26 protein-coding genes, 2 tRNA genes and 1 riboswitch are annotated in these 26,567 nt (G+C 69.5%); of the genes, 6 read left to right on the top strand and 22 right to left on the bottom strand.

Annotation, left to right across the window (positions count from 1 at the left end; genetic code table 11):
* Positions 1 to 144 precede the first annotated feature (144 nt).
* The 8 genes from QM708_RS01440 to QM708_RS01475 form a co-directional block, all read right to left on the bottom strand.
* Positions 145 to 918: an ABC transporter ATP-binding protein gene (locus QM708_RS01440; protein ID WP_415103681.1), complete on the bottom strand. Its 774-nt coding sequence runs from the start codon at positions 916 to 918 to the stop codon at positions 145 to 147.
* Positions 918 to 1,997, bottom strand: a complete 1,080-nt coding sequence (locus tag QM708_RS01445; protein ID WP_415103683.1) for a FecCD family ABC transporter permease — start codon at positions 1,995 to 1,997, stop codon at positions 918 to 920. The genes QM708_RS01440 and QM708_RS01445 overlap by 1 nt, the downstream gene beginning before the upstream one ends.
* Positions 1,994 to 3,016: an ABC transporter substrate-binding protein gene (locus QM708_RS01450; protein ID WP_415103685.1), complete on the bottom strand. Its 1,023-nt coding sequence runs from the start codon at positions 3,014 to 3,016 to the stop codon at positions 1,994 to 1,996. Before QM708_RS01450 ends, QM708_RS01445 begins: the two co-directional genes overlap by 4 nt.
* A gap of 26 nt (positions 3,017 to 3,042) precedes the next feature.
* Positions 3,043 to 3,239, bottom strand: a riboswitch (cobalamin riboswitch).
* A 180-nt stretch (positions 3,240 to 3,419) separates the two neighbouring features.
* Positions 3,420 to 3,752 (bottom strand): hypothetical protein, encoded by a 333-nt coding sequence (locus QM708_RS01455; RefSeq protein WP_415103687.1) that lies wholly within the window; start codon positions 3,750 to 3,752, stop codon positions 3,420 to 3,422.
* The gene (locus QM708_RS01460) at positions 3,749 to 4,846 is read right to left on the bottom strand and encodes a serine hydrolase domain-containing protein (RefSeq protein WP_415103689.1); all 1,098 of its coding nucleotides are present in this window, start codon (positions 4,844 to 4,846) and stop codon (positions 3,749 to 3,751) included. Before QM708_RS01460 ends, QM708_RS01455 begins: the two co-directional genes overlap by 4 nt.
* A 1-nt stretch (position 4,847) precedes the next feature.
* Positions 4,848 to 5,330, bottom strand: a complete 483-nt coding sequence (locus QM708_RS01465) for an ArsR/SmtB family transcription factor (RefSeq protein WP_415103691.1) — start codon at positions 5,328 to 5,330, stop codon at positions 4,848 to 4,850.
* Positions 5,331 to 5,420: 90 nt separating this feature from the next.
* Complete coding sequence (locus tag QM708_RS01470; protein ID WP_415103693.1) at positions 5,421 to 6,542, bottom strand: glycosyltransferase; 1,122 nt, start codon at positions 6,540 to 6,542, stop codon at positions 5,421 to 5,423.
* A 4-nt stretch (positions 6,543 to 6,546) separates the two neighbouring features.
* Entirely contained in the window at positions 6,547 to 7,488 is a 942-nt protein-coding gene (locus tag QM708_RS01475) for a phosphodiester glycosidase family protein (RefSeq protein ID WP_415103695.1), read from the bottom strand.
* A 206-nt stretch (positions 7,489 to 7,694) separates the two neighbouring features.
* Between QM708_RS01475 and QM708_RS01480 the strand changes: the two genes are divergently transcribed.
* Complete coding sequence (locus tag QM708_RS01480; protein ID WP_415103697.1) at positions 7,695 to 8,375, top strand: hypothetical protein; 681 nt, start codon at positions 7,695 to 7,697, stop codon at positions 8,373 to 8,375.
* A gap of 485 nt (positions 8,376 to 8,860) precedes the next feature.
* On the opposite strand, the gene QM708_RS01485 is transcribed toward QM708_RS01480, so the two are convergent.
* From QM708_RS01485 to cimA, 8 genes are all read right to left on the bottom strand, one after another.
* Positions 8,861 to 11,428 (bottom strand): PEP/pyruvate-binding domain-containing protein, encoded by a 2,568-nt coding sequence (locus QM708_RS01485; RefSeq protein WP_415103699.1) that lies wholly within the window; start codon positions 11,426 to 11,428, stop codon positions 8,861 to 8,863.
* Positions 11,418 to 11,654 carry an AbrB/MazE/SpoVT family DNA-binding domain-containing protein gene (locus QM708_RS01490; protein WP_415103701.1) on the bottom strand — a complete coding sequence of 79 codons (237 nt, stop codon included), beginning with the start codon at positions 11,652 to 11,654 and terminating at the stop codon, positions 11,418 to 11,420. Before QM708_RS01490 ends, QM708_RS01485 begins: the two co-directional genes overlap by 11 nt.
* A gap of 126 nt (positions 11,655 to 11,780) precedes the next feature.
* Positions 11,781 to 11,853: transfer RNA gene (locus tag QM708_RS01495), tRNA-Glu, on the bottom strand.
* 69 nt (positions 11,854 to 11,922) lie between these two features.
* Positions 11,923 to 11,994 (bottom strand) — tRNA-Gln (locus QM708_RS01500).
* An 89-nt stretch (positions 11,995 to 12,083) separates the two neighbouring features.
* Complete coding sequence (locus tag QM708_RS01505) at positions 12,084 to 13,121, bottom strand: lysostaphin resistance A-like protein (protein ID WP_415103703.1); 1,038 nt, start codon at positions 13,119 to 13,121, stop codon at positions 12,084 to 12,086.
* Entirely contained in the window at positions 13,118 to 13,933 is an 816-nt protein-coding gene (locus QM708_RS01510; protein ID WP_415103705.1) for a fumarylacetoacetate hydrolase family protein, read from the bottom strand. The genes QM708_RS01505 and QM708_RS01510 overlap by 4 nt, the downstream gene beginning before the upstream one ends.
* 16 nt (positions 13,934 to 13,949) lie before the next feature.
* Positions 13,950 to 14,609, bottom strand: a complete 660-nt coding sequence (locus tag QM708_RS01515) for a DUF1707 SHOCT-like domain-containing protein (RefSeq protein WP_415103707.1) — start codon at positions 14,607 to 14,609, stop codon at positions 13,950 to 13,952.
* A gap of 13 nt (positions 14,610 to 14,622) precedes the next feature.
* Entirely contained in the window at positions 14,623 to 16,203 is a 1,581-nt protein-coding gene (gene cimA, locus QM708_RS01520; protein ID WP_415103709.1) for a citramalate synthase, read from the bottom strand.
* A gap of 93 nt (positions 16,204 to 16,296) precedes the next feature.
* Between cimA and tpx the strand changes: the two genes are divergently transcribed.
* Both tpx and QM708_RS01530 read left to right on the top strand, forming a co-directional pair.
* On the top strand, positions 16,297 to 16,794 hold the full coding sequence (gene tpx, locus QM708_RS01525) for a thiol peroxidase (protein WP_415103711.1): 498 nt from the start codon (positions 16,297 to 16,299) through the stop codon (positions 16,792 to 16,794).
* A 95-nt stretch (positions 16,795 to 16,889) separates the two neighbouring features.
* Positions 16,890 to 17,912: a hypothetical protein gene (locus tag QM708_RS01530; RefSeq protein WP_415103713.1), complete on the top strand. Its 1,023-nt coding sequence runs from the start codon at positions 16,890 to 16,892 to the stop codon at positions 17,910 to 17,912.
* 40 nt (positions 17,913 to 17,952) lie between these two features.
* Here QM708_RS01530 and QM708_RS01535 read toward each other — a convergent pair whose 3' ends face one another.
* Both QM708_RS01535 and QM708_RS01540 read right to left on the bottom strand, forming a co-directional pair.
* A complete protein-coding gene (locus QM708_RS01535; protein WP_415103715.1) occupies positions 17,953 to 18,504 on the bottom strand; it encodes a hypothetical protein in 552 nt (183 codons plus the stop codon).
* A gap of 8 nt (positions 18,505 to 18,512) precedes the next feature.
* The gene (locus QM708_RS01540; protein WP_415103717.1) at positions 18,513 to 19,598 is read right to left on the bottom strand and encodes a branched-chain amino acid aminotransferase; all 1,086 of its coding nucleotides are present in this window, start codon (positions 19,596 to 19,598) and stop codon (positions 18,513 to 18,515) included.
* 80 nt (positions 19,599 to 19,678) lie between these two features.
* On the opposite strand from QM708_RS01540, the gene QM708_RS01545 reads away from it, so the two are divergent.
* On the top strand, positions 19,679 to 20,746 hold the full coding sequence (locus QM708_RS01545; RefSeq protein WP_415103719.1) for a 3-isopropylmalate dehydrogenase: 1,068 nt from the start codon (positions 19,679 to 19,681) through the stop codon (positions 20,744 to 20,746).
* Positions 20,747 to 20,762: 16 nt separating this feature from the next.
* Here QM708_RS01545 and QM708_RS01550 read toward each other — a convergent pair whose 3' ends face one another.
* The 4 genes from QM708_RS01550 to QM708_RS01565 form a co-directional block, all read right to left on the bottom strand.
* Positions 20,763 to 21,413: a DedA family protein gene (locus QM708_RS01550; RefSeq protein WP_415103721.1), complete on the bottom strand. Its 651-nt coding sequence runs from the start codon at positions 21,411 to 21,413 to the stop codon at positions 20,763 to 20,765.
* Positions 21,414 to 21,546: 133 nt separating this feature from the next.
* Positions 21,547 to 22,575, bottom strand: a complete 1,029-nt coding sequence (gene ilvC / locus QM708_RS01555) for a ketol-acid reductoisomerase (protein ID WP_415103723.1) — start codon at positions 22,573 to 22,575, stop codon at positions 21,547 to 21,549.
* A gap of 44 nt (positions 22,576 to 22,619) precedes the next feature.
* Entirely contained in the window at positions 22,620 to 23,153 is a 534-nt protein-coding gene (ilvN, locus tag QM708_RS01560; protein WP_415103725.1) for an acetolactate synthase small subunit, read from the bottom strand.
* Positions 23,150 to 24,895 carry an acetolactate synthase large subunit gene (locus QM708_RS01565; protein WP_415103727.1) on the bottom strand — a complete coding sequence of 582 codons (1,746 nt, stop codon included), beginning with the start codon at positions 24,893 to 24,895 and terminating at the stop codon, positions 23,150 to 23,152. The genes ilvN and QM708_RS01565 overlap by 4 nt, the downstream gene beginning before the upstream one ends.
* A 317-nt stretch (positions 24,896 to 25,212) precedes the next feature.
* Here QM708_RS01565 and QM708_RS01570 point away from each other — a divergent pair, with 317 nt between their 5' ends.
* Positions 25,213 to 25,737 carry a hypothetical protein gene (locus tag QM708_RS01570; protein WP_415103729.1) on the top strand — a complete coding sequence of 175 codons (525 nt, stop codon included), beginning with the start codon at positions 25,213 to 25,215 and terminating at the stop codon, positions 25,735 to 25,737.
* Positions 25,734 to 26,312: an OmpA family protein gene (locus QM708_RS01575; protein WP_415103731.1), complete on the top strand. Its 579-nt coding sequence runs from the start codon at positions 25,734 to 25,736 to the stop codon at positions 26,310 to 26,312. Before QM708_RS01570 ends, QM708_RS01575 begins: the two co-directional genes overlap by 4 nt.
* The last annotated feature ends 255 nt before the right edge of the window (positions 26,313 to 26,567 follow it).

Below are 26,567 nucleotides of genomic sequence, written 5' to 3' on the forward strand. Positions count from 1 at the left end.
CAAGCTGTGGTCGCTATGACGCGACAGACCGGGGCTCATAAAGACCACAACGTGGCCCAAGCTCGATTTCGCCTCGGCAACCGCCGCCATTCCGACCATATCTTGGCCCTTACCGCTGACAGCGACGACAAACATGCTTCGAGGTCAAGGAACAAGGGCATCCGCGCCATAGAGAATGTGCAACCGGCCGTGCTCATCGTGAATCAGCGTGGGGCGAACCCCGTAGACATCCTGGATCAACTCGACCGTGAGCACGGCGTGCGGTTCGCCCGAGGCGACCACACGCCCCTCGTGCAGGACGTACAGATAGTCGCAGTAGGTGGCGGCGATATTGAGATCGTGCACCGCGCAGACGATCGTCTTACCGAGCGAGCGCACCAGGGTCATCAGTTGCAGTTGGTAGCGGATGTCCATGTGGTTGGTCGGCTCGTCGAGCACCAGGCACGGCGTCTGCTGGGTCAGCGCACGGGCGAGGATGACCCGCTGCTGCTCGCTACCGGACAGGGTGGCGAAGCTGCGCTCTTCGAAGCCGGCCAGGTTCACCGCGGCGAGCGACTCGCGCGCGATCGCGTAGTCCTCGCCGGTGTCGCGGTCGAGCATTCGCTTGTGTGGCGCCCGGCCGAGCATGACAATGTCCAGCACGGTGAAGTCGAAGCTGACATGGTTGTGCTGCGCCACGACGGCCAACTGGCGCGCGGTCTGCTTGGGCGGCAGGTCGGTGATCGGACGCCCGTCGATCCACACCGCACCGCCGCTCGGCTCGAGCACCCGGTAGATGCATTTGAGCAGGGTGCTCTTGCCCGAGCCGTTCGGGCCGATCACGCCGATGGTCTGGCGACCCTCGGCCTCGAACCCGATCCCCTTCAGGATCTCGTTGCCGCCCAGGGTCTTGGTCAGGTCTCTGGTCTCGATCAGCATCACTCGGGCGTCCCAAATCCGTACTTCTTGCGGGCCATCAGGTAGACGAATACCGGCGCGCCGACCATCGAGGTGAAGATGCCGATCGGCAGTTCGGTGCCGGCGATGGCGACCCGGCATAGCACGTCGGCCCAGATCAGGAAGATGGCGCCGAACAGCGCGCTGATCGGCACGAGTTTCTTGTGGTCGGTCCCGAAGATCATCCGTGCGATGTGCGGAATCACCAGGCCCACGAAGCCGATCATCCCGGCCGCGTACACCGACAACCCGACCATCAGCGCCCCGATCAGCAGGAACGCGATCCGGCGGTGATGCAGCCGGGTGCCGAGGGTGATGGCGACCTGGTCGCCCATCAGCATCAGGTTCAGGTTGCGGTATTGCAGCCATAGGACGCCGACGCAGACCAGCATGACCGCCAGCACGGGACCGTTCAGGGGCCAACTCGCCCGACCCAGGCTTCCCATCGTCCAGTTGACGATCTCCTGGACGCGCGAGGACTGGTTCGTCCGGAACACCATGAAATTCGAGAAGGCCGCGAAGACCGCGCCCAGCGCGGTGCCGGCCAGGATCAGCCGGACCGACGTGGCGCGTCCGCCCACATTCGCCAACCCGACCACCGCCAGCGAGGCGACGCCCGCGCCGATGAACGCCATGATCCCGGTCGCCTGCGCACCGAACGCGGCGCCGCCCACCTCGCCGAGGATGGCGAGCGCCGCACCGGCGTAGGCGCCGGCCGAGATGCCCATGATGTACGGGTCGGCGAGCGGGTTGCGGACGACCGCCTGCATGGTCAGCCCGCCCACCGACAGCGCCATGCCGACCGCGATGGCGAGCACGAGCCGAGGCAACCGGATCAGCCAGACGACGTCGTGAACGGGGCCGCTCCCCCAGGCCGCATCGCCCCAGCCGAACAGCCGGTGCATGATCACGCCGTAGACGTCACCGACGGCGAGCCGGTTCGAGCCGAAGGTGACCGCGAGCAGCACCGAGCCGATCACGACCGCAACCAGCACGACGACCACGACGAGGTAGCCGGACGCGAGCGCCCGGCTACCTCCGCTTTTCGCGGGTGAGGTCACTTCTTCAGGTCGGGGTACATCCCGGCCGAGAAGGTCTTGATGCCGTCGAACGTGCGCGGACCGCTGGCGTACATGTCGCCGAGCATGATGTCGACCACGCGGTTGTTCTTGACCGCGTCGAGGCTGGCGAGCGCCGGCTCCTTGAGCACCTTGTCGAGGGCCTCCTGGGTGGCCTTGGCCGCATCCTCGCCGCGCCCGGGCATGGTGACCACGAAGATCACGTCGGGGTTGGCAGCGATGATGTCCTCGAACCCCGCCTTGGGCACCTCGGGCATGGCGAGCGTGCCGCCGAGGCGGGTGACCATGTCGCCGCCCAGCGAGGTGGCGCCGTAGTTGGTGGTGCCGCCGTCGAGGAATTCCAGGATCGCCACCTTGGGCGCGCTCTGGCCCTTGGCCGCGGCCAGCGTCGAGTCGATCTCGTCGCGCATCTGCTTGACCAGCGCCTCGGCCTTGGCTTCGACGTCGAAGATCTTGCCGATATTCAGGATGTCGCTGAACTCGTTCTCGATGGTGCGGTTGTGGCTGCCGCGGCGCGTGTTGGTGTTGATGTAGGTGCCGGTGCCGTTCGGCTGCCAATTGGTGACGTCGCCGAGGGTCTTCTCGCCGAAGAACGAACTCCACGAGAAAATGAAGTCGGGCTGCAGCAAGGTGACCGTCTCGCGGTCGGGAGCGAACTTGTCCTCCTGGTAGTTCATCTTGGTCAGGCCCGCCTGCCATTCCGGCTTGACCGCATTGTCGAGGCCGTAGGACGCCGCGACATGGTCTTCCAGGCCGAGGGCGATCATGGTCTCGATGCTGCCCTGGTAGACGGCGAGCACCTTCTCGGGCGCCTTGGTGAAGGTCTGCGAGACCTCGTCACCGGCGTAGTTCCAGTTGGTGATGGTCACCGGGTAATGGGCGGACGCCGCAGCACTTCCGCTCGGCGAGGACGACGGCGATGTCGGGGCGGCGGGCGAACACGCAGTGAGGAACAGCGCGAACAGCATCAGCATGATGGGGCTGATGATCTTTTTCAGCATGGTGCCTTCTCTTGATTCCGAAGAGTGATGACAACCATGACGAGGACGTGTTCTGACTCAGACATCACCGCACATTCTCGCCTTCCCGGAAACTTTCGTTCTAGTGGCGCCGATGAGAATATGCTCCGTCAATACAGCAGCGGTCCTGTATGGGATTCGCACCCATTTCCTGCGCTGCGAGACACCTACCCCGCAGCACAAAATCCTCGTCATGGAGATATTCAGTTCTGTGGGGTGGATTCGATGCTAACACCGCGCTCGGCCTGGAGGCATCGCAGGTTGCCCCGGGACGGGAGCGTGGTGCACGTCAGGGCCCCAGCAGCACGAGCAGCACGACGATCACGCCGGCCCATGGGGCGGCCCAGACCCAGCGAACGGACACCGGGACGAATCAGGTGAGCGCTCAGCCCGGTGGCAGCAGCGACACACCGGAGCAGACCGCGATCAGGGCGATGCACACCGCCAGGCTCGGCCAGCGCCAGCGGGGGCGTCCGGAACCTAGATCGGCCCAGCGCCAGGCCACGACGGCGGCAGCGGCGAGCGGCGCGCTCACCACGATCCACCACACCCACCAGGGCACGGCGCCCCAGTCGCCGACCGCGGCGACGAGGAAGGCGATGGCCAGCGATTCGGACGCCGCCAGCACGGCCGGCCAGCGGTCGCGCGCCCGGGTGGCCTGCCAGGCATACCAGCCGACGAGCGCGACGCCACAGATCAGCACGAGCACGGCGATCATCGCGCTGCCTTCAGGATCGCGACTGCGGCGGCATCCACGTCCCGCTCGGTGTCGGCCAGTACGACGATGCCGCGCCGGGCGTCCGGATCGAAGCCGACGAACGACCGGAACCCGCCGGTGCCGCCGTTGTGCCACACCAGCGTGCCGCCGCCCGCGAGGTCCTGCAGGAACCATCCCGTCGCCACCCGGTCGCCCGGCGCGACCTCGGCGACCACGCCGAGCCCGGACGCCCCGGGGTTGCGCCCGTCCAGCATCGACTCCACCCAGATCGCCAGGTCGTGGGCGGTCGACCGGACGCCGCCCGCCGGCGACCAGCCGTCGAGCGGCCAAGCAGCCGCGGTGCGTCCGGCCACGTCGTATCCGCGTGGCGCCTCCGGCGGCAGGTCGGACGCCGTAAGCGGCAGTGTGGTCTCGGCCAGGCCGAGCGGGTCGAGGAGGCGCATGCGCAGCAAGTCCGGGTAGCTGAGATCGGCGGCGCGGGCCAGCAACTGCCCGAGCAGGGCGACGCCGAGGTTCGAATAAGCGACCGTGCCGCGATCGGTGAGGCCGGCCGCGAGTGCGTCGCGGATCACGAGCTCACCGTCACCTGAGTAGGGGTTGCGGCGTAGCAGGTGCGCGAACAGGCTCACCGGGTTGGTCTGCGAACCGCCCAGCCGGGGCAGTCCGCTGGTGTGGCTGGCCAACTCCTGCAGCGTGACGTCGCCCACGGGGGCGTCCGTCGGCACCAGGTCGCGCACCCGGGTGTCCGCGGACACTTCGCCGCGCGCGATCGCCTCGCGCAGCAGGGCGGAGGTGAACGTCTTGGTGACCGAGCCGATCTCGAACACGGCATGCTCGTCGGCACCGAACCCGGCATAGCGCACCCCTTCCGGCTCGATCAGCGCGATCGCGACGTGATGCTGCCCGGACAGGTGCGGTCGGGCGGCGTCGGCCAGTCGCCGGTCACCGGTCGGCGGGCCGAGGGTGATCGGACGCGGCGCGACGATTCCGGCCAGGGTGAGGACGAGCACCGCAACCGCGACCACCGGCAGCACGCGCGTCCGCCGCGATCGACCGGCGGCGGTGGCCGGCGTGGAGTCCGGTGAGGTCGTCATGTCAGGCTCCTTCGGTTGCGAGCAGCACCGCGAGCAGAGCGACGGCCCGCTGGGGGTTGAGGCCATGGCGTCCGCCGCCCAACGCGCGCACCCAACCGGCGGCGGTCAGCTGGTTGAGGTGGTGGTAGACGACGCCCACAGAGCTGAGGTCGGCTTGCTCGGCGAGCTCGGCTGCGGTCGCCGGACCGTCGAAGAGGCGGCGCAGCAGGGCCAGCCGGGCGGGATGCCCGAGTGCGGCGAGCGTGGCGGCGTGGGCGGTCCAGTCGTCTTCGGCGAAGAAATCGATCGGGCGGGTCCACTGGAACGACAGCGGACCCCGCTCCCCCTCGATCGCCCCGGCGAACAGCACCGCACCGTCCGAGCTGCGCTTCTTCAGTCCGTCGAGTACCCAGAAGTCGCCCTCCGTGGGCTCGGTACCCGTCGCCCCGGCATCCAGGCGCGCCTCCAGCGCGGCGACGCGGCGTTCCAGATCCTCCAGTTCCATTTTTCCATAATTCCAGATTCCTTGACCATGGGCAAGAGGGCGCCCAGTGCGCAGAACGTACTGCTCATCGCCGAGCACAGCGGAAAAACATCAGTCCGACTGATGTTGTCCCGACCTCGGCGACGTTGAGCAGTACGTTTTTCCCTCCACAAGCGCGTTACCCCCGCCGGCGGCGACTTCCCCAGTTCCAGCATCCCGGCGGCGTCCGGTGAAGATGTAGCGACGCTGCACGTGGTAGCTCGCCACGAACAACACCGATTCGGTGATCACCTTCGCCACCAGCGCCGGCACACCCAGGCCGGCCAGCGCGGTGGTGCCCGCGATGGACGCCCCCAGCAGGGTGAGCGCCAGCGTGATGTAGCCGGTCACAGCCGCCGCCAGGCCACCGCGTCCGGCGCGAAAGACCACCGAGCGGTTGACGGCGAAGTTGACCCCGGCGCTGAGCACCCGGGCCCCCGCGATCGACCAGGCGATCGAGCCGGTGGCGCCGAGCAGCACGACGAAGCCGACCGTGTCGACGGCGAGCGAGGCCAGCGATGAGGCGGCGAACAACAGCACCGGCCACAGCACACGGGCCGAGTCCCGCACCCGCCGGAAGTGCGTGCCCGCGTTGTGGTCGAAGTAGACGGTCGCGATGGGAACCTCGCGCACCGCTGCCCGGGCGCCCGGGCAGCGCAGCAGCATGTTCTGCTCGTACTCGAATCGCTCCCCGGGAATGTCCGCGGACCATCCCACGAGCACCCCGGGAATCCCGCGCAACCCGGTCTGGGTATCGGAGACCGCGAAGCCGGCCGCCAGCCGGAACAGCGCCCGCGAAACGCCGTTGCCGAGGCGGCTCGGCAACGGTACTGTCCCGGTGAAGCCGCGGCAGCCGAGCACCAGCTCGCGCCCCTGGGCGGTCACCGCGGCGACGCGCAGGATGTCGGCCGGCGTGTGCTGGCCGTCGGAGTCGGCGGTCACCACGTCCCCGGCCGGATGGGTGGTGGCCAGCCGGCGCAGGCCGAGCTTCAGCGCGGCCCCCTTGCCCCGGTTGACCGGCACCGAGATCACCTCGGCCCCGGCGGCGCGCGCGGCCGCGAACTGGTCCGCGTAGGCAGGACCGCTGCCGTCGTCGACCACGAGGATCGGCACGTCGGCGTCCAGAACGCGCAGCCCGCGGATGACCTCGGCGAGCCGGGAGGTGGGCTGGTACGACGGGATCAGGATGGCCATCACGTCACCCGGCCACGTAGAGGATGTCGGAGGTGCCGCGTTCGCCGCCGTTCGACGGCTGATTCACCACAGCGCCGTCGAAGTAGAGCGTCGACGAGCCGCCTCCGTCCAGGTTGTAGGCGGTGGTCGCGCCGAGACCGAGCATGATCTGAGCGAGTTCGGGAAGGGTCGCGCCGCGGCTGTAGCCGTCGTCGCGGCCGTCCACCACCACGAAGACCAGGTGGTTGGCGTCGATCACCCCGACCGCCGTGCGCGGCTGCTCGCCCTGGATCGAGTGGTTGCCGACGTTGGTGTCGACCTCGACCTGGTCGATGCCGGCGACGGCCTGCCCGTCCTCGACGAGCGCCGGACCGAACGAGAGCGTGTTCCACACCCCGGCGTCCAGCAGTTCCTGGGCCGAGGTGGTGGTCTCGTCGTAGATCCGGACGCTGCCGTCGAGGTAGAACGCGAGTCCGGTGCGCGCCGGCTCGTCGCGGTAGACGACGCCGTTGCGGATCACGATGCCGGTATCGCGGAAGCCGTAGTAGTCGCCGTTGATGGCCAGCACCGCATCGTGGTCGGCGGCGATCTCGCTGGTCTTCTCGATGATGTTGGCGCCGAACTGGTTGTGGGCGAACGCCGAGCGCAGCCCGGTGGCGTCCGCCAGGGTGACCTCGGCGACGTAGTAGGTCAGGGTGTCGCTGCCCGTCCCGGTGGTGACCGTGCTGATCGTGATGGACGTGTCGCCGTCGGTGTAGCTGTCGCCGGTGACCACGGCGTCCGTGGCGCCGCCGTCGCTGGAGGAGACGACCGCCGAGTTCTGCGCCTCGTACTGGGCCACGTCGGCGACCTCGACGTGCGGAATGACGTACCGGTCGAGGGCCCACACGGTGCCCGCGCCGGCGCTGGTGACGGTGACCGCCACGGCGGTGGCGATCGCGGTTCGAAAACGGTTGCGGGGTGCCATCGGGACTCCTTGGTGTCGGGGATGCCTCCACGCTCCCGGTCCTCGCTGTGCCGCACCCATGGCAGTGCCGTCGCCTTGGTGAAGGTCCGCTGTGGGTTCCCTGTGTCACGGACGCCGCACGACCGTCGCACCGCCGTGTGCGCGTGGCCTCAGCGCGAGTGAGAATGGAGCATGCGGACCCGACTCCACGCTCGACAGGCCGCCCGATGATCCATTCGTTCCATCTCGTCCAGATGCCGCCCCTGCGCGCGGTCGGCGCCCTGCTGCGCCCGCCCGGCCCTGCCACCGTGCCGGGACTACGGCATATGGAGGTGCTCGCCGGCATGCGGTTGGGTTCACCGGTGTTCTCGCTGCAGCGCATGCAGGTGCACCGGCTGGCCGTGTTCGCCGAGTGGTCGCAGGAGCGGGACTTGGACGCGTTCCTCGCGCACGACCGGTTCGGACGCCGCCTCGCCGCCGGATGGCACGTCCGTTTGCAGTTCCTGCGCCGCTGGGGGACGGTCCGGGAGTTCGCGCACCTTCCCGAGATGGCCGGACCGGCCGATCCGGACGCCCCGGTCGTCGCCGTCACGCTGGCCCGGATGCGGCTGCCTCAGTTGCCGCGTTTCATCCGCTGGGGGCGTCCGGTGGAATGCCAGATCCGCGACCACCCGGAGTCGACGCTTGCCCTGGCCGCCGTCCGCCCACCGCGCACCGTGTGCACCTTCTCCGTCTGGACCAGCACCCGCGCGATGACCGGCATGGCGTTCGGTCGCGATCACGGCGCGGACGCCGGCCGGCACGTCGAGGCGATGGCCGAACGCGAACGGCGGGACTTCCACCACGAGTTCACCACGCTGCGCTTCCGCGCGCTGTCCGAGCACGGCTCCTGGGACGGCCGGACCTGATCTCGCCCACGCGCCCGGCGACGGTCGAGGAGCGATGCCTTTATGCGTGATGGTGGAGTTTCTCAATGCCAAGAGCCTCGGCCCAGGCACCTCAGCGCAACCGCGCTCAGCCAATGCAAAATCGTGGTGCGTCTACTCGCCACGTCTCTACACTGACGCCACGCCAGGGCAGATACCGCCGGCAGGGGGCGATCCGATCGCCCGCGCCGCCCGGGTTGGGCACAGACGCCCGGCTTACTCACCCTCGCCCGGAAGGTCGCCCGGGGTAGTCACCGTCGCCCGGTTAGGAACCAGGGCGACTGTGCGGGAGCCGGGCGACAACATCGAGCCAACCAGACCTCCGAGGGAACAACCCGGGCAACCGTGCGGAAGCCGGGCGAAGTCGATGACCCGAGCGGATATGCCCGTTGTCGCGGACGCCACGCGACGGTGAAAATGGCCGGATGCCCGTGACGCCGGGTTCTTCTTGGGGCTGAGCCCGTGGACTAGAGCAGGGTCACCGTTCCGGCGGCGCCGTCGACCAGGACGCGGTCGCCGGTGTGCAGGCGTGAGGTCGCGTCGCCGCAGCCGACGACCGCGGGGATGCCGAATTCGCGGGCGACGATGGCGGCGTGGCTGAGCGGAGCGCCGAGGTCGGTGACGATGGCGGCGACGATCGGGAAGAGCGGAGTCCAGCCGATGTTGGTCAGTGACGTCACCAGGATTTCGCCGGGACGCAGTTGGCCGGCGTCCTCGAATCGGGTCAGGACGCGGACGGTTCCTTCTACGCGTCCGACCGCTCCCGGGTGACCGGTGACCACGCACGAAGCCGCTTCACCCGCACCAACCACCTCCACCACGCCAGCCGGCACGGCCGAACCGGCGACGCCGGTGCGCCGGTCGGGGTCGGCGGCCCAGGCGAAGGGGTCGAATGCGCCGCAGATCACTCCAGGCAAGGCGGGCAGGTCGAGGTAGCGCCGGTAGGTGTCCCGGCGCTCGTCGAACCAGGCGAACGGCGAAGTGTCGCCCGACAACGCGGCCAGCAGTTCCTCGATCGTGAGCAGGAAGACGTCTTCACCGATCCCCAGCAGGTCGCCAGCACGCAGGGCAAAGGCACGCATCACCCCGGTGGCCCGGACACCCTCCGACCGCACGGCCTCGCGCAGCGCCGCCTGCCGGGCGGCCTTGCGGACGCGCCGCTCCACCGACCGCGCCACCCCACGATCACGCTGGCGCAACCGAATCAGCACGGCACCGGACGCCTCCGCCTGCCGACGCCGCGACAAGGCGACATCAACCCCGGCCGCACGAGCGAGCTCCCGGTCGAGCCATCCCGGATCCTCCGAAGGGCGCGCCCAGGCGAGTTCCGCCTCGTTCACGCCCCGATGGCCGAAACGCGCCACATACTCCTGCGCAGACAGGACGCCGGCACGCACCTGCTGCAAACCTTCGGCAGGCCCCAGGCTCTCCAAACCGCCTGCCCAGCCGGCCAGGTTCGATATCACCGCGGAGGCGTCCTCGGCCCCCAGTTCGTTGCGCAGTTCCCGCTCCAACCGGGCCGGGTATTCCGACCCGGACGCGATCACCGCCCAGAACGAGCGCAGACTGAACGCGAACAGCCGGTCGTCCCAGAGCCGCCGCAACTCAGCAGGCGTCCGGCATGCGGCGACCGCACCAACAAGCGCCTCGCACGCAACACGATTCCCCCGCAGGAAGCCCGGCAGCCGCAGCCTCGTCCAGCCCATCCGCGCCAGGCTGCCGAGCATCGGCACGCCCGCGTCGGTCCAGTCGCCGGCCGTCATCGGGATCAGCGGAATCGGCACCTCGTCCGGCAAAGAACCCCACCAGCCGGCGAGCTTCTGGTAGACCTCGCGGGGGTCGGCCTTGCCGGCCTTGCTGCGGCGTCCGGTGATCTGCACGCTGAGATTGGCGTAGGGACGCCCGCCGATGTAGCCGGCCATCTCGCGTCCGCGCAGCGCCATCGACGGCCCGCCGTTGGCCTGCTGGTAGCGCGACAGCGAGATGGTCAGCGGGGTCTGCGCGACCGGGTTGGCTTCGCTGAGGTTGGTCGCCGACCACAGGCAGGTGCCGGCCAGCGAATCGTTGCGTTCGGCGGTCCGCGGACGCCATGGGTTCAGCGTGGTGACCGGACGCGCCTGCAGCAACCAGACCGTGCCGTCGGCCACCGCCCATTCGAGGTCCTGCGGCACCCCGCCGAACAGGCCCTCGATGCGATGCGCCCGGTCGTGCAACTCCGCAGCGTAGGGCACCAGCATGTCGGGCCCGTCGAAGTCACCCCCCGGACGCCCGAGCCGGAACTGTTCACCGGTCTCGGCACCGGACACCAGCGCTTCGCCGAGACCGTGCACCACATGGCCGAGCATCGAGCCGAGGTCGCCGCTGAGCGGATCGACGGTGAACAGCACCCCGGCGCAGGTGGCCGGGACCATCGCCTGCACGATCACGGCCAACTCACCCGCATCGGCCCCGGACGACCGGGCGTAGGCGCCCACCCGCGCTGCGGCCCTCGAGGCACGGACGGCGCCGATCGCGGCCTCCAGACCGGCGGCGTTCACGTCCAGCACCGACTCGTAGGCTCCGGCGAAGGAGGCGTGCGCCGAGTCCTCGCCCACCGCCGATGAGCGCACCGCGAACCGCTGCCCGACCGGGAACCGCTGCAACTCCAAGGCCAGCGCGGACGCCGCATCGGGCGTCAACGCGTCCCCAGCGAAGGCCCGCGGCACCAGGACGACCCCGTCCGGCACCGGATGCCCCGCGCGGACGAGCCGCGACAATGCCCACGCCTTCCCACCCGCGCCGAACTCACCCTCGGGCGACTCCCCCAGGCGATAGACCGGACGCCCCGGCGGCGCGTAGCCACGCCGGGCCAGCGCCCGTCCGAGCGCCCGCGCCCCGAACCAGCCGGCGAACCAGCCCATGGTTCCGGTCACGAACCCGGCGAGCACCGCCCACACCCCGAAGCCCGCCAGCGCGGCGCCGCCGAAGCCGCAGGCGGCGGCCGTCAGGTTCGGCAGCACCACCCGTAGCCGGGCGGCGCCGGCATCAGTCATCATCGGACGGCGGTGCAGCGAAGATCGCCTCCGCCCCGGGGTGACGGGCGATGACATCCTCGGCGCGGGCGATCGCGATGCCGTGACGCCGGTCCCCGAAGACCAGCAGCTTGTCGCCGACCTCGATGCCGAAGTCGCGCCGCGCCTGCGCGGGAATGACGATCTGCCCGCGATCGCTCACCGTGATCGCCCCGTAGAACCGCTTGTCCGGATCGGGTCCCTGCTTCATCGCATCTCCTTCGCCTCGCGTCTTGTTTACAAGATACATCTTGTACGCGTCCGTTTCGGCGACAAATACGACTCTGGGCATACGAAAAAGCCCTGGCCAACCAAGTTGACCAGGGCTTTCGCCTTGTAGCCCCGACGGGATTCGAACCCGCGCTACCGCCTTGAGAGGGCGGCGTGCTAGGCCGCTACACAACGGGGCCAGCACTGACGCTTGCGCGCCGCAGAAGACCTTACCAGACAAGAAGTCCTGCTGGAAAATCGCCTTCCAGCAGGGGTACTAGGACTCGAACCTAGACTGACGGAACCAGAATCCGGCGGGCTGCCAATTACCCCATACCCCTTCTTCCACGCCGGAACCGGAGCCCCTGTCGTGGAAACGCTGACCCGTAGGCCAGCGAGGTAAAACCTTACTGCACAGAAGGCCTCCGGCTCAAACCGAGGCCGCCGTGCGCGGCGTCCGGCCGGTTTGAACCTGCGGACGGTAGCCGCGGGCCAGCAGCCAGATCAGCACGGTGAACAGCGCGAAGCGGCCGATGTCCCAGGCCGCGCCAGCCCAGGTGACCTCGGTGATCGCCTTCAGCTCGGCCACCGACGAGGTGAGCGCCGCCAGGCCGAAGGCGCTGACATTGTTGGCGATGTGCGCGCCGATACCCGCCTCCAGCCCGCCGGTGCGCACCACCAGCCAGCCGGCCAGGACGCCGAACGCGAACCGGTCCACGACGATGGCCAGGTTCGTCGACGGGTGGAAGGCGGTGAACACGGCCGCCGAGGCGATGATGCCGAACCACGGCGTCCGTACCAGCGAGCCGAGCGCCTGCATCAGGTAGCCGCGGAAGAAGTATTCCTCGGCGGCGGCCTGCAGCGGCGTGGTGAGCAGCATCACGGCGAGGAATGCCCAGGCGCCCGGTTGCGGGGTCAGCGCCCAGCTGGGCCCGCCGGGCGAGGTCAGGTTCTGCACGATCAGCACCAGCCACAGCGCGCCGAAGCCGACCGCGGTGCTGATGCCCAGCCAGCGCCAGCGCAGGCGTCCGGTCACCGACGACAGGTAGCCGGGCCGCACCCGGTGCACGAACAGCACCAGCGCCCACGACAGCGGGATCAGCACGGCCAGCCCGAGGTGGGTGACCACGAACCCGAACGGCAGCTCGTAGCCGCGCAGGGCCAGGAACGTGTCCCGGAACTCGCCGGGACGCCCCACCGCCAGCCAGTAGACGCCGGCCAGCAGTTGAGCGATCAGCGGCAGCAGCAGCATGAACAAGGTGACGCCCATCAGCACGCCGAACACGGACAGCGCCGGGTTGGCGCTCGGCGTCCGCAGCACGTGCGGGTAGTCGACGCCGACGGGCACCCGCTCGGTGGCGAACCGGTCGATCCAGGACGCCGGCCCGCGCGCGGCGTCCGCCGAGGGCCGGACGGACGCCGCCGCGGCCGGATTGCCCGAGCGCGACCGCTTGCGTGCCGCACTCATGCGTCGGCGGCCACGACCGGGTTGGCCAGCGATCCGATCGATTCGATCTCGACGGTGACGACGTCGCCCGGCTCGATCCGCCCGACGCCTTCGGGGGTGCCGGTCAGGATGACGTCACCGGGCAGCAGCGTGGCGAACGAGGACACGAACGACACCAACTCGGCGATGCCGTGCACCATGTTCGCGGTAGTCGACTCCTGCCGCTCGATCGTCTGGCCGCCCCGGGTGACGGTCGCGCGGATGCCGAGGTCGGACGCCTCCTCCAACGACAGATGGGTGACGATCCACGGCCCGAGCGGGCAGAAGGTGTCGAAGCCCTTGGCGCGGCCCCATTGGCCGTCGGAGTTCTGCAGATCGCGGGCGCTCACGTCGTTGGCGACGGTGTAGCCGAAGATCACCTCGGGCACGCGTTCGACGGGCACGTCCTTGCAGATCCGCCCGATCACCACCGCCAGTTCGGCCTCGTGGTCGACCGCGGAGGTCTGCCGCGGGTAGATGATCGGCTCCCCCGGTCCGACCACCGCGGTGTTGGGCTTGTAGAAGCACATCGGTTCGGCGGGCACATCGTTGCCGAACTCGGCCGCGTGCGCGCGGTAGTTGCGGCCGACCGCGACGATCTTGCTGCGCGGGATCACCGGCGCCACCAGGCGCACGTCGTCGAGCAGCAGCCGCTCGCCGGTGTACTGCACCGCGGTGACGAGCGGATCGCCGTTCAGGACGGCGACGGTGCCGGGATGCTCGCCGTGATCCTCGTCGAGTTCGACGGTTCCGTAGGCGATCTGGTCGTGGTGGACGAAACGGGCGATGCGCATGCCTCCAGGCTAGCGGTCAGTTCTTGGCGACGATGCCGCCGCCCTTGGCCAGCCGCTTGTTCCGCTGCCGGACATCCCACCAGTTCGGCGTCCGCACCTTGATGTCGCCCAGCGACGTTTTGCCACGCACGATGATCAGCGGAAACCCCGGACGCGGCGAGGTCGGGACGCCGGTGGTCTTGATCGAGCCCAGCCCCTTGTCGATCCGCGACAGGTCGACGGCCCAACCCTCGGGGACGACGAGCACGAGATCACCGGCGCCGCCGAGCATGTTCACGTCGATCAGGTGCGCCTGGGTGCGTGCGTCGACGAAATCGAGCTTGACGTTGCTGGCCACCGGGTTCACCTCGAGGAAGGGCGGCACCTCCCATGGGCCGGCGCGCAGCACGTCGTCCCAGCGCGCGGTGAGCACCAGCGGATCCTGCCAGGTCCAGCCCGGCCCGGTTTCCTGGGCGCGGACCAGCGCGGGAGAGACCACCAGGGCGATCTGCCCGGGCGGCACCAGGTCGGTCAGCAGTGCGTGCAGGTCGCCTCGCGTCCGTGCCACCAGCGCCTTCTCCAGGCGCTCGTCGAGTTCGGCGAGCGTGAGGCGTCCGTCGGCCGCCGCCTCACGGAGCGTCTCCACGGCGCGATCCCGCTCGGCGTGGCCGATCCTGATCTGCTGTGGGTCGGTCATGCGGCGATCCTACTCAGCGCTCGATGAGGCCCCACACGTAGGCGTCGTGCAGCGCTTCCCAGGACGCCTCGATCACGTTGGTGCCCACGCCGACGGTGGTCCAGGTGCGGGTGCCGTCGGTGGTGTCGATCAGCACCCGGATGATCGCGTCGGTACCGTGCGCCGCCTCCAGGATGCGCACCCGGTAGTCGGTGAGCTCGAACGACTCCACGACGGGGTGGTTCCGCTTCAGAGCCAGGCGGAGCGCCTTGTCGAGCGCGTTCAGCGGGCCGAAGCCCTCACCGACGCGCCAGCGGACGGACTCGCCCACCCGCGCCTTGACGGTCGCCTCGGAGTCGCCCTCGTCGGTCGCCTCGTCGGAGGTGAGCACGCGCCACCGGAGCACCTCGAAGGCCGGGTCGAGCTGGCCGGTCTCGGCGCGCAGCAGCAACTCGAACGAGGCGTCGGCCGACTCGTAGGAGTAGCCCTCCATCTCGCGCTGCTTGACCACGTCGGTGATCCGCGCTGCGAGGTCGCGGTCGGCGATGTCGAAGCCCAGCTCGGAACCCTTCATCTGGATGTTGGCGCGCCCGGCCATATCGGAGACCAGCATGCGCATGTCGTTGCCGACCAGGCGCGGGTCGGTGTGCTGGTACAGGTTGGCGTCCACCTTGATCGCGGACGCGTGCAGGCCGGCCTTGTGCGCGAACGCCGAATGGCCGACGTAGGGCTGGCGGGCGTTCGGCGGCACGTGGGTGACGGCAGCCACGGCCTGGCTGACCGCCGTGGCACGGGCCAGGCGCTCGGGCGGCATGATCGGCCAGCCGTACTTGAGTTGCAGGTTGGCCGCGACGGTGATCAGGTCGGCGTTGCCGGTGCGCTCTCCGTGACCGTTCATGGTGCCCTGGACGTGCATCGCCCCCGCGTCGACGGCGGCGAGCGTGTTGGCGACCGCGCAGCCGGTGTCGTTGTGGCAGTGGATGCCCAGGTCGACGCCCACCTCGCCGGCGGCCGAGACGATCTCGCCCATCCAGGCGGGCAGCATGCCGCCGTTGGTGTCGCACAGCACGACCACCTCGGCGCCGGCGTCCGCGGCGGTGCGGACCACCTCGATCGCGTAGCCGGGGTTGGCCCGGTAGCCATCGAAGAAGTGCTCGCAGTCGAGGAAGACGCGGCGTCCCTCACCGACCAGGAACGAAACGGTGTCGGTGATCATGGCGAGGTTCTCGGCCAGGTCGGTCTTCAGCGCGCGGTACACGTGCTCGTCGTGGCTCTTGGCGACCAGGCAGATCACTTCGGTCTGGGCGTCCAGCAGCGCGCGGGTCAGCGGGTCACCGGACGCCGTGGCGCCCACCCGGCGGGTCGAGCCGAAGGCCGCGAGCTTCGCGTTTTTCAGGGTCAATTCGCCCGCGGCCGCCGCCGCGAAGAACGCAGTGTCGTTCGGGTTGGCGCCCGGCCAGCCGCCCTCGATGAAGCCGACGCCGAGGTCGTCGAGCAGGCGGGCAATCTTCAGCTTGTCCTGCACCGTCAGGCGCAGGCCCTCCTGCTGGGCACCGTCGCGGAGCGTGGTGTCGTAGAGGTGGAAGACATCGGGTGCGACCGGCGCTGTCGTCATGCTCGGGTCCTTCGTGGCTCGGGGACCAACCGTTCTCCGGTCAGCCGGGGCAGTATATCGACCGCGCTTGGGTCGAGATGCTACAAACAGGGCATGGCTGACACCTCCTTCAAGGGAACCCCCGTCCACACCGTCGGCGATCTGCCCGCCGTCGGTCAGACCGCTCCGGCGTTCACGCTCACCGGAAAGGACCTCTCCGAGGTCACCCTCGCCGACCAGGCCGGACGCCGCGTCGTGCTCAACATCTTCCCCAGCGTCGACACCGGCGTGTGCGCCACCAGCGTGCGCCGGTTCAACGAGCTCGCCGCGGGCCTGGAGAACACCACTGTGGTCTGCGCCTCGGCCGATCTGCCGTTCGCGCTCGGCCGCTTCTGCGGTGCGGAGGGCATCGAGAACGTCGTGGTGGGCTCCACCTTCCGCTCCGATTTCCCGTCCGATTACGGCACCAAGCTGGTCGACGGCCCGCTCGCCGGCGTGAACGCGCGCGCGGTCGTCGTCATCGGCACCGACGGTACCGTGCTGTACACCCAGCTGGTTCCCGAGATCACCACCGAGCCCGACTACGACGCCGCGCTGGCCGCCCTGGCCTGATCGCGATCACCCGTCCGGCGCGCGGCATCTCCCACCTGCGGGGGATGCCGCGCGTCGTATGCTGGCGCGGACGACGAAAGAAAGTACCCCCCACCATGTCTGACCTGGCCGACCGGATCAGCCGCGCCGCCGTCGCGGCCCTCGACCTGGCGCCGTTCGACGATCGCTACGGACGCCTCTCGCGTCAGGTGCTCGCCGGAGGAGCCTCCCGCTTCAAGCAGGTGATCACCGACGATCAGGCCGTCCACTACGTCATTCCGGTCGGGTTGGTCGGTGAGCGGGTCGCCTACGGCGCCCTGGTGCTGCAGGAGCGCCAGGCGGGCGTGCTGTGGCGGGACGCAGACGGGCTCGATCACACCGCGCTGGTGCCGCGCGACGAAACCCTGAGCGCACGCTACGCCCCGGTGCTGCTGGGGGCCGAGGAGTGGATGCGCTTCGACGTGACCGCCGCCTCGGCGCGGCTCGCATTCCTGGCGCCCCCGGTGACCGGTCCCCTGCTCGACCGGGCCTTGATCGACTTCTTCCGCGCCGAACCGGGCGCCCCGGTGATCATGGACGACCGCGTCCTCACCAGCGACGATACCGACACCACCGCGATCCAGCCGGCCGTCGAACCCGAGCCCGAACCGGACGATGTGGGCGGCCACCACGACTCCGACGCCACCAGCTTCTACGACCCCTACGCCGACGACGCCCCGGATCATCGTGCCGAACCGACGGCGCCGGTCGCCGCCGCCCCGTCCGTGCCCGAACCGGCTCCGGCCACACCGGTCGTCACCCCGGCGCAGGTGCCGCCGCGGGCGTCCGCCCTCTCGTCGCAGGACACCGTGCCGTCGCAGACCACTGTGCCGTTGCCGCCCGTCGCGCCGCCGGCACCGTTCGATATCTACCGCGACGAGGCGCCGTCGGCGCCCGGAGCGACCGCGGCGATGCCCGCGGCGCCCGCCCCCGCGGTCCGGATGCCGGTCGCGCCCGCCCCGGTCGCCGCGGCCCCGGCTGTGGTGACCCCGGTGGCCAAGCCGGGCATGTCCCGCACCACCGCCGGGTTCCTGATCGGTTTCTTCGGCGTGCTGGTCGTGGCCGGCGCCGCCTTCGCCCTGCGGCTGATCGGCGGCTGACCGCAGCGCCGGCGCTGGGCTCACCGGCGCGTCGGCGGGTTCAGCCCTTGATCTCGCGCGGGAAGCACTTGGCGCGGTCGGTGATGCCGAGCGCATCGCAGACGGCCGCGGCCGCCGCAGAGTCCGCCGCTCCGGGAATGCCGATCGCGTAGTAGCCCGGGCTGAACGAGTTCGGGAAGGCGTCCGCATCGATGGCGACCGCGGTATGCCCGGCGGTGCTCAGCTCGGCGGCGCGGGCGACCGCCTGCGCACCGGTCGCCTCGGTCTTCCTCATCGACTGGAGCACCGTCACCCAGGTGCCCGAGCGCAACTCGGTCACCAGTCCCGCTACGGGTTCCGCGCTCACCGACGGGGTCGGGGTGGGCGTGGCCGAGGCCGAGGGGGTCGGGGTGGGGGTCGCCGAAGCCGACGGGGTCACCGAGGCCGGCGGCGTGCTCGCGGCCGGGCCGACCGAGGCCGACGGCTGGGCGGACAGCATGGTGCCCAGCCCGGCGCCGAACCAGATCACGGACAGCACGATGGCGGCCACGACGGCTCCCATCAGGACGCCGAGCGGCAGGCTTCCCCGGGGCTGCGGTGCGGTGGCGGTCATCGGCCCACTCACACGACCTTGCTGGTCCAGCCGAAGGCGTCCTCGGTCCGGCCGTACTGGATGTCGAGGACGGCGTCACGGATGCTCAGCGTCCGCGCGAAGTCCTGGCCCTGGGGGCGCCATTCGCCGTCCTCGGTCTTGAAACCGGAGATCGGGCTGATCACGGCGGCCGTCCCGCAGCAGAACGCCTCGACGAAGGTGCCCTCAGCGATGCCGTCGAAGACCTCGCGCGCGGCGAGACGCCGCTCGACGGGCTCCAGGCCCAAGGTGGCGCCCACCTTCAGGATCGAGTCGCGGGTGATGCCGTCCAGGATGGTGCCGGTCAGCGCCGGGGTGACCAGCTGACCCTCGGCGGTGATCAGGAAGACGTTCATGCCGCCGAGTTCCTCGACGCGGTCCTTGCCGGTCGCCTCGATGAACATCACCTGGGTGCAGCCGTGCTCGTAGCCCTCGTACTGGGCGATCAGGCTGGCCGCGTAGTTGCCGCCGCACTTGGCCGCCCCGGTGCCGCCCTCGCCGGCGCGCGCCCACCGGTCGGTGACCCAGATGTCGACGCCCTGGACGCCCTCGGAGAAGTACGGACCGACCGGCGAGGCGATCACCAGGAAGGTGACCTCTTCGGCGGCGCGCACGCCGAGGAAGGCCTCGGAGGCGATCATGAACGGGCGGATGTAGAGGCTGCGCTCCCCCTCGGACGCCGGCACGTAGCGGGCGTCGACGGTGACCAGCTGGCGGACGGCCTCGACGAAGTCCTCGACCTCGAGCCGGGGCAGCATCATCCGGGCCGCGGACGCCTGGAAGCGCTCGGCGTTCTTCTCGGGGCGGAACAGGTGCACCGAGCCGTCGGCGTGCCGGTAGGCCTTCAACCCTTCGAAGATCTCCTGGCCGTAGTGCAAGACGGCGGCCGACGGGTCGAGCACCAGCGGGCCGTAGGGCTTGACGGTGGCCGAATGCCAGCCGCGTCCCTTCGTCCAGGTGATCGTCACCATGTGGTCGGTGAAGTGGTTGCCGAAACCGGGATCACTCAGTACCTCCGCGAGCTCCGCCTCGGTGCGGGCGTGCGGGTTGGGCTGGAGTTCAAACGTGAGTGACATGAGGGTCACGATACCGCTTACGGGCCCCCACCCTGAGACGCGGCGTCCGTCTCGTGATCACTACGCCTAATCTTTCGGCCATGACCGACGCAGCGCAGCCCAGTACCCCCACGATCGCCGTCATCGGCGGGGACGGCATCGGTCCCGAGGTGGTCGCCGAAGGCCTCAAGGTCCTGGATGCGACGGTCGGGCCGGGTGCCTTCGACTACGTCCATTACGATCTGGGTGCCGAGCGCTGGCAGCGCACCGGCGAGGTGCTGCCCGACTCGGTGCTCGACGAACTGACCCGGGTGGACGCGATCGTCCTCGGCGCGGTCGGTGCGGCGCCCGGATCGAAGGCGATCCCGTCCGGCCTGCTGGAGCGCGGGCTGTTGCTGAAGCTGCGCTTCGCGTTCGACCAGTACGTCAACCTGCGGCCGTCCAAGCTGTACCCGGGCGTCGTCACGCCGCTGTCGGACGCCGTGGTCGCCCGCGGCCCGGTCGACTTCGTCGTGGTCCGCGAGGGCGTCGAGGGCCTCTACGCCGGCGTGGGCGGATCGCTGGCCCGCGGCACCGCGCACGAGGTGGCCAACGAGGTCAGCGTCAACACCGCCCGCGGGGTCGAGCGGGTGATCCGGGACGCCTTCGAGCGCGCCATGCGCCGCCGCAAGAAGGTGACCATGGTGCACAAGCACAATGTGCTGGTGAACGCCGGCGGCCTGTGGAACCGGCTGTTCACCGCGGTCGCCGCCGAATACCCCGAGGTGACCACCGACTACCTGCACGTGGACGCCACCATGATCATGCTGGTGCAGGATCCGCAGCGCTTCGACGTGATGGTCACCGACAACCTGTTCGGCGACATCGTCACCGACCTGGCCGGCGCGGTCACCGGCGGCATCGGGTTGTCCCCGTCGGCGTGCATCAACCCCGAGCGCACCTTCCCGAGCATGTTCGAGCCGGTGCACGGTTCGGCCCCCGACATCGCCGGCCAGGGCATCGCCGACCCGACCGCGACGATCAGTTCGATGGCGCTGCTGCTCGACCATCTCGGACGCCGTGAGGACGCCGCCCGCATCGAGGCGGCCGTGGACGCCGACGTGGCCGCCCGGGGTGCCGAGAAGCGTTCGACGACCCAGGTCGGCGACGCGATCGCCGCCCGGGTCTGAGGACGTCCCCGCAGTATTACTCCACCACGGTGCCCCGGGGTCCTTCCCCGGGGTGCCGTGCTGCGTGGCGCCGCTCGCGCCAGGCGTGACCGCGTTCGATCAGGTAGCCGATCACCAGGCCCAGCGCGATGCCGATGATGATGCCCAGCAGCGGCCTGTCGTGGAACAGCGAACCGGCCGCCAGCCCGATGCCGACCGACAGCGCGCCCCACATCAGGGTCGCGACCGCGTCGATCACCATGAAGCGGCGGTGCGGGAACCGGACGAAGCCGGCCACCATGTTCATCGCGATCCGGTAGCCGGGAATGAAGCGCGCCGACATCAGCATCACCGCACCCTTGCGGTGCATCAGGTCGTGGGCGCGAATCAGCGTCCGGGTGCCGCGTTCGCCACGGAAGATCTTGTCGAGCGGGATATGCCGCCCGATCAGGTAGGCGGTGTTGTCACCGGCGAAGGCGCCGGCGCAGGCGGTCAGGATCACCAGCCACAGCTGCACGGGGCCACCGTGGGTCTCCGACAACGCCGACATGGCGATGACGATCGACTCGCTCGGCACCGGCGGGAAGAAGCCGTCCAGCCAGCACAGCAGGCCGGTGGCCAGATAGGTCCACCATTCGCCTGCATGCGTGACGATCGCGTCCTGGAGGGTGTGGTACCACTCGGCCATCGGGCTCCTTCGTCGCGGGTGTGGCTGGGGAAATGCTGCCACATGGTGCGCGAAACACCAGGGGCGCCCCCGGAAAACCGGGGACGCCCCTGAGTGAAATCGGTGCCGGTCACGGCCGGCTCCGGGTGCGGGCTCAGCGAGCCGCGGTGCCCTCGACGTAGTCGTCGTCGTGGCTCTTCACCCACGCCATCAGCTTGCGCAGCTCGCGGCCGGTGGCCTCGATCGGGTGCTGCTCGCCCTGGGCGCGCAGCGCGGCGAACTCGGGCGCACCGGCGTCCTGGTCGTCGATGAAGCGCTGGGCGAACGCACCGGACTGAATGTCGGTGAGCACCGCCTTCATGTTCTCCTTGACGCGGGCGTCGACGACGCGCGGGCCCGACACGTAGTCGCCGAACTCGGCGGTGTCGGAGACGCTCCAGCGCTGCTTGGCGATGCCGCCCTCGTACATCAGGTCGACGATCAGCTTCAGCTCGTGCAGGCACTCGAAGTAGGCCACCTCGGGCTGGTAGCCGGCCTCGACCAGGGTCTCGAATCCGGCCTGGACCAGGGCGGACGCGCCGCCGCACAGCACGGCCTGCTCGCCGAACAGGTCAGTCTCGGTCTCCTCGGTGAAGGTGGTCTTGATGCCGCCGGCGCGCAGGCCGCCGATCGCCTTCGCGTAGGAGAGGGCCAGCGGCCAGGCGTTGCCCGACTCGTCCTTCTCGACGGCCACGATCACCGGGACGCCGCGGCCCTCGGAGTACTCGCGGCGCACCAGGTGGCCGGGGCCCTTCGGGGCGACCATGCACACGTCGACGCCGGCCGGCGGGACGATGTAGCCGAAGCGGATGTTGAAGCCGTGCGCGAAGAACAGCGCGTCGCCGGCCTGCAGGTTGGGCGCGATCTCCTCGGCGTAGATCTTCCGCTGGTGCTGGTCCGGCGCGAGGATCATGATCAGGTCCGCCTCGGCGGCGGCCTGCGCCACGGTGACGACCCGCAGGCCCTCGGCCTCGGCCTTGGCGGCCGACTTCGAGCCTTCGCGCAGGCCGACGCGCACGTCGACACCGGAGTCGCGCAGGCTCAGCGCATGCGCGTGGCCCTGCGAGCCGTAGCCGATCACGGCGACCGTGCGGCCCTGGATGACCGAAAGGTCGGCGTCCGCGTCGTAGAACATCTCTGCCATTGAAATCTCTTTCCTCAGATGTGGTTCGGGGTAATGGAAACGTATCAGCGGACGCCGGGGCGAGCCCGGTCGACCTTCGCGCCGCGGTCGGTGAGCGACTTGGCGCCGCGTCCGAGCGCGACCAGGCCGGACTGGACCAGTTCGCGGACGCCGTAGGGGCGCAGCATCTCCAGCAGCGCGTCCAGCTTGTCGGGGCTGCCGGTGGCCTCGATGACCAGCGAATCGTTGTGCACGTCCACGGTCTTGCCGCGGAACAGCTGCACGATGTCGATGATCTGGCTGCGCGCGACCGGATCGGCCTTCAGCTTGACCAGCACCAGTTCGCGGCGCACCGCGTTCTCTTCGAGCTCGACGATCTTGAGCACCTCGATCAGCTTGTTGAGCTGCTTGGTGATCTGCTCCAGCGAACTGTCATGCTCGACGCTCACCTGCAGGGTGATCCGGCTGATCTCGGGGCGTTCGGTCGGGCCGACCGCCAGCGAGTCGATGTTGTAGCCGCGCCGGGCGAACAGACCCGAGATGCGCGCGAGCACGCCGGGCTTGTTCTCGACGATGACGCTCAGGGTGTGCGTGTTCACAGGATCTCTTCCTCCCAGTCGGGCGCCAAGTCCTTGGCGATCATGATGTCGTCGTTGCTGGTGCCGGCCGCGACCATCGGCCACACCATGGCGTCCTTGTGGACCACGAACTCGACCACGACGGGACGATCGTTGATCTCGAGGGCCTTGGTGATCACCTCGTCGACCTCCTCGACGGTGTCGGCGCGCAGGCCGACCGCGCCCATCGCCTCGGCGAGCATCGGGAAGTCGGGCACCCGGCGGCTCTTCAGGTCGGTGTTGGAGTAGCGCTCGCCGTAGAACAGGGTCTGCCACTGGCGGACCATGCCCAAGGACTCGTTGTTGATCACCGCGATCTTGATCGGGATGTCGTTGAGCGCGCAGGTGACCAGTTCCTGGTTGGTCATCTGGAAGCAGCCGTCGCCGTCGATCCCCCAGACCACCTCGTCGGGCGCGCCCACCTTGGCACCCATGGCGGCCGGCACGCAGTAGCCCATCGTGCCCGCGCCACCGCTGTTCAGCCAGCGGCCCGGCTTCTCGAACGGCAGCAGCTGCGCGGCCCACATCTGGTGCTGGCCGACACCAGCGGCGTAGATCGCGTCGCCGGACAGCTCGCCGAGCCGCTTGATCACGTACTGCGGGGTGAGGACGCCGTCCTTGGTGGCTTCGGTGTCGGTGGCGTACTTCTCCTTCAGGCCGGTCAGGTAGCCGACCCACGGCTCCAGCCCGCCCAGATCGTCGCCGCGCAGCACCTGGTTGAGTTCGGCGATCACCTTCTTGACGTCGCCCACGATCGGGACGTCGACCACCCGGTTCTTGCCGATCTCGGCCGGGTCGATGTCGGCGTGGATCACCTTGGCGTCCGGGGCGAACGTCGACAGCTTGCCGGTGACCCGGTCGTCGAAACGCGCACCCAGGGTGATCAGCAGGTCGGAACGCTGCAGAGCGCCGACGGCCGCGACCGTGCCGTGCATGCCGGGCATGCCCATGTGCAGCGGATGCGAATCGGGCAGCGCGCCGCGCGCCATCAGCGTGGTGACCACCGGGATCTGGGTGATCTTGACCAGCTCGGCGAGTTCCTCATAGGCCTGAGCCTTGACGACGCCGCCGCCGATGTAGAGCACCGGACGCTCCGCTTCGCGGATCAGCCGGGCGGCCTCGCGGATCTGCTTGGCGTGCGGGGTGGTGGTCGGCTTGTAGCCGGGCAGCTCCAGCGCCGGCGGCCACACGAACGGCGCCGAGTCGGTCAGGGCGTCCTTGCTGATATCGACCAGGACCGGGCCCGGGCGTCCGGTGGAGGCGATGTGGAACGCCGCGCGGATCGCGCCGGGAATGTCGGCCGGATTGGTGACCAGGTAGCTGTGCTTGGTGATCGGGAAGGTGATGCCACGGATGTCGGCCTCCTGGAAGGCGTCGGTACCGATGGCGGCCGAGGACACCTGGCCGGTGATCGCGACGATCGGCACCGAGTCGAGCATCGCGTCCGCCAGGCCGGTGACCAGGTTGGTCGCGCCCGGGCCGGACGTCGCCATGCAGACGCCGACGCGTCCGGTGGTCATCGCGTAGCCTTCGGCCGCGTGCGCGGCGCCCTGCTCGTGACGCACCAGGATGTGGCGCAGCAGCGTGCTCTGGCCCAGCGGATCGTAGGCCGGCAGGATCGCCCCGCCCGGAATGCCGAAGATGACGTCTACACCCACGCGCTCGAGCGACTCGACGAGCGCCTGTGCTCCGGTGAGTTCCTTCGGCTTGTGGCTTTCAGCCATGTTCATCCCCTTCGGTGTACGGCGTGCGGTTCATGGGCTTGTCTCGTGCAAAGAAAAACCCCCGTTGACCCATGGCTGGGCAAACGAGGGAGCGCGTCGACTGGTCTGATGGTCTCAGGCGACGCGCGAGATAACTACGAGGGCGCTCATGTGCACGGACCTACTGTAACCCCACGGCATCCGATCTTCACAAAACAGACACGCCGTGTCTTGGATCGCGGACCGGCAGGCCTGCCGAGTTATCCACAGCCCCCCTTGTGGTGGTGCTTCCCTGGCTCCTAGCGTCCTGGACAGCTACCCCTGTTGAGGAGAACACCATGCGCCGGATGATCCCATTCCTGTTCTTGCTGCTGGCCGGATGCACTCCGCCCGCTCCGCCTCCGTCCGGCGTTGATGGGCCCAGCGCACCGGTGCCTGCGGCGATCGCGCCCAGCGCCGCACCGACCGCGCTTCCTGTGCTGGAATCCCGCGACACCTCATCGCACGACACGCCGTTGACGGTCGCGGTCAACAGCGTCCGCACCGCCCCTCGCGCCACGACCGTCGACTTCACGTTGACCAACCGCGGAGCTGCGACCTGGTTCGTCGAGAGCAGGCTCAGCACGTCCTTTGAGCACGACGTGAGCGGGGTCTTCTTGGTGGACGCCGTCGCCGGCAAACGCTATCTGCCGGCCCGCGACGGTGAGGAACGCTGCGTGTGCTCCGGTACCCGGACCGGCGGACTCGGCCCGGGTGACTCGGTGACGTTCTCGGCGGTCTTCGCACCTCTCCCCTCCGACCTCGATCGCGTCCGCGTCCACATCCCGCTCGGAGGCATCTTCGACGTCCCGGTGACGCGATGACCACCGGCCGCGTCTGGGTCTCTCACCGCAGGCGTGCCGCGGCGATCGTGGTGACCGCGGTGGTGGGGACCGTCGTGGTGGTGCCGCCCGCGGCGGCGTCACCTGCTGATCACTCGGTCGACCCGGCGTCCGCGGTGAGTTTTCCCATCGATTCTCTCCCGACGGCCGGCGACACCCTGACTTTCCCGGAGGCGAATCTGGACGGCTCCGTGGCCGACTTCGGCGAGAGGATCGTCCTCAGCGCGGACGTGTTCTTCGCCTACAACGACGACCAACTCTCCGAGCGAGCACACACCGAACTGGCCGCGTTGACCGCGAAACTCCGCTCCCGGTCGACATCGCTCACCGTGGTCGGGCACACCGATTCTCGAGGTTCGGACGCCGGCAACCTCGACCTATCCCTGCGCCGGGCACGCGCGGTCGAAAGCGCCCTCACCGTGGCTTTGCCCGACGTACGGATCGAAGCGGAGGCACGTGGCGAGTCCGAACCCGTGGCTGACAACGCCACCGAGGACGGCCGGTCCCTGAACCGGCGGGTCGAGATCAAGACCGCCACCGATCAGGGTGAAAGGTAGAAACATCACGAGGTGGGAGCAAGTCCCCTGACGTGGTGCGGTTCTACCCAGCACCCGCCTGCCGGAAACGTCACACAAATCACCCTGCAGACACAACTCATGCCCGATTTGAGTGACGTTTCCGGCGAGTATCACCCCAGGATCTTGTCCTGACACCGCGAAGCGCCCGTCAGCAACCACCCAGGTACCGCCGCGAGGGATCACGCCGCGCCGACGCCGCGGACGAGCGCGGCCTCCATGGCGGGGAGGCCCCCA

The sequence above is a fragment of the Propioniciclava sp. genome, from assembly GCF_047602245.1.
Taxonomy (GTDB): Bacteria; Actinomycetota; Actinomycetes; order Propionibacteriales; family Propionibacteriaceae; genus Propioniciclava.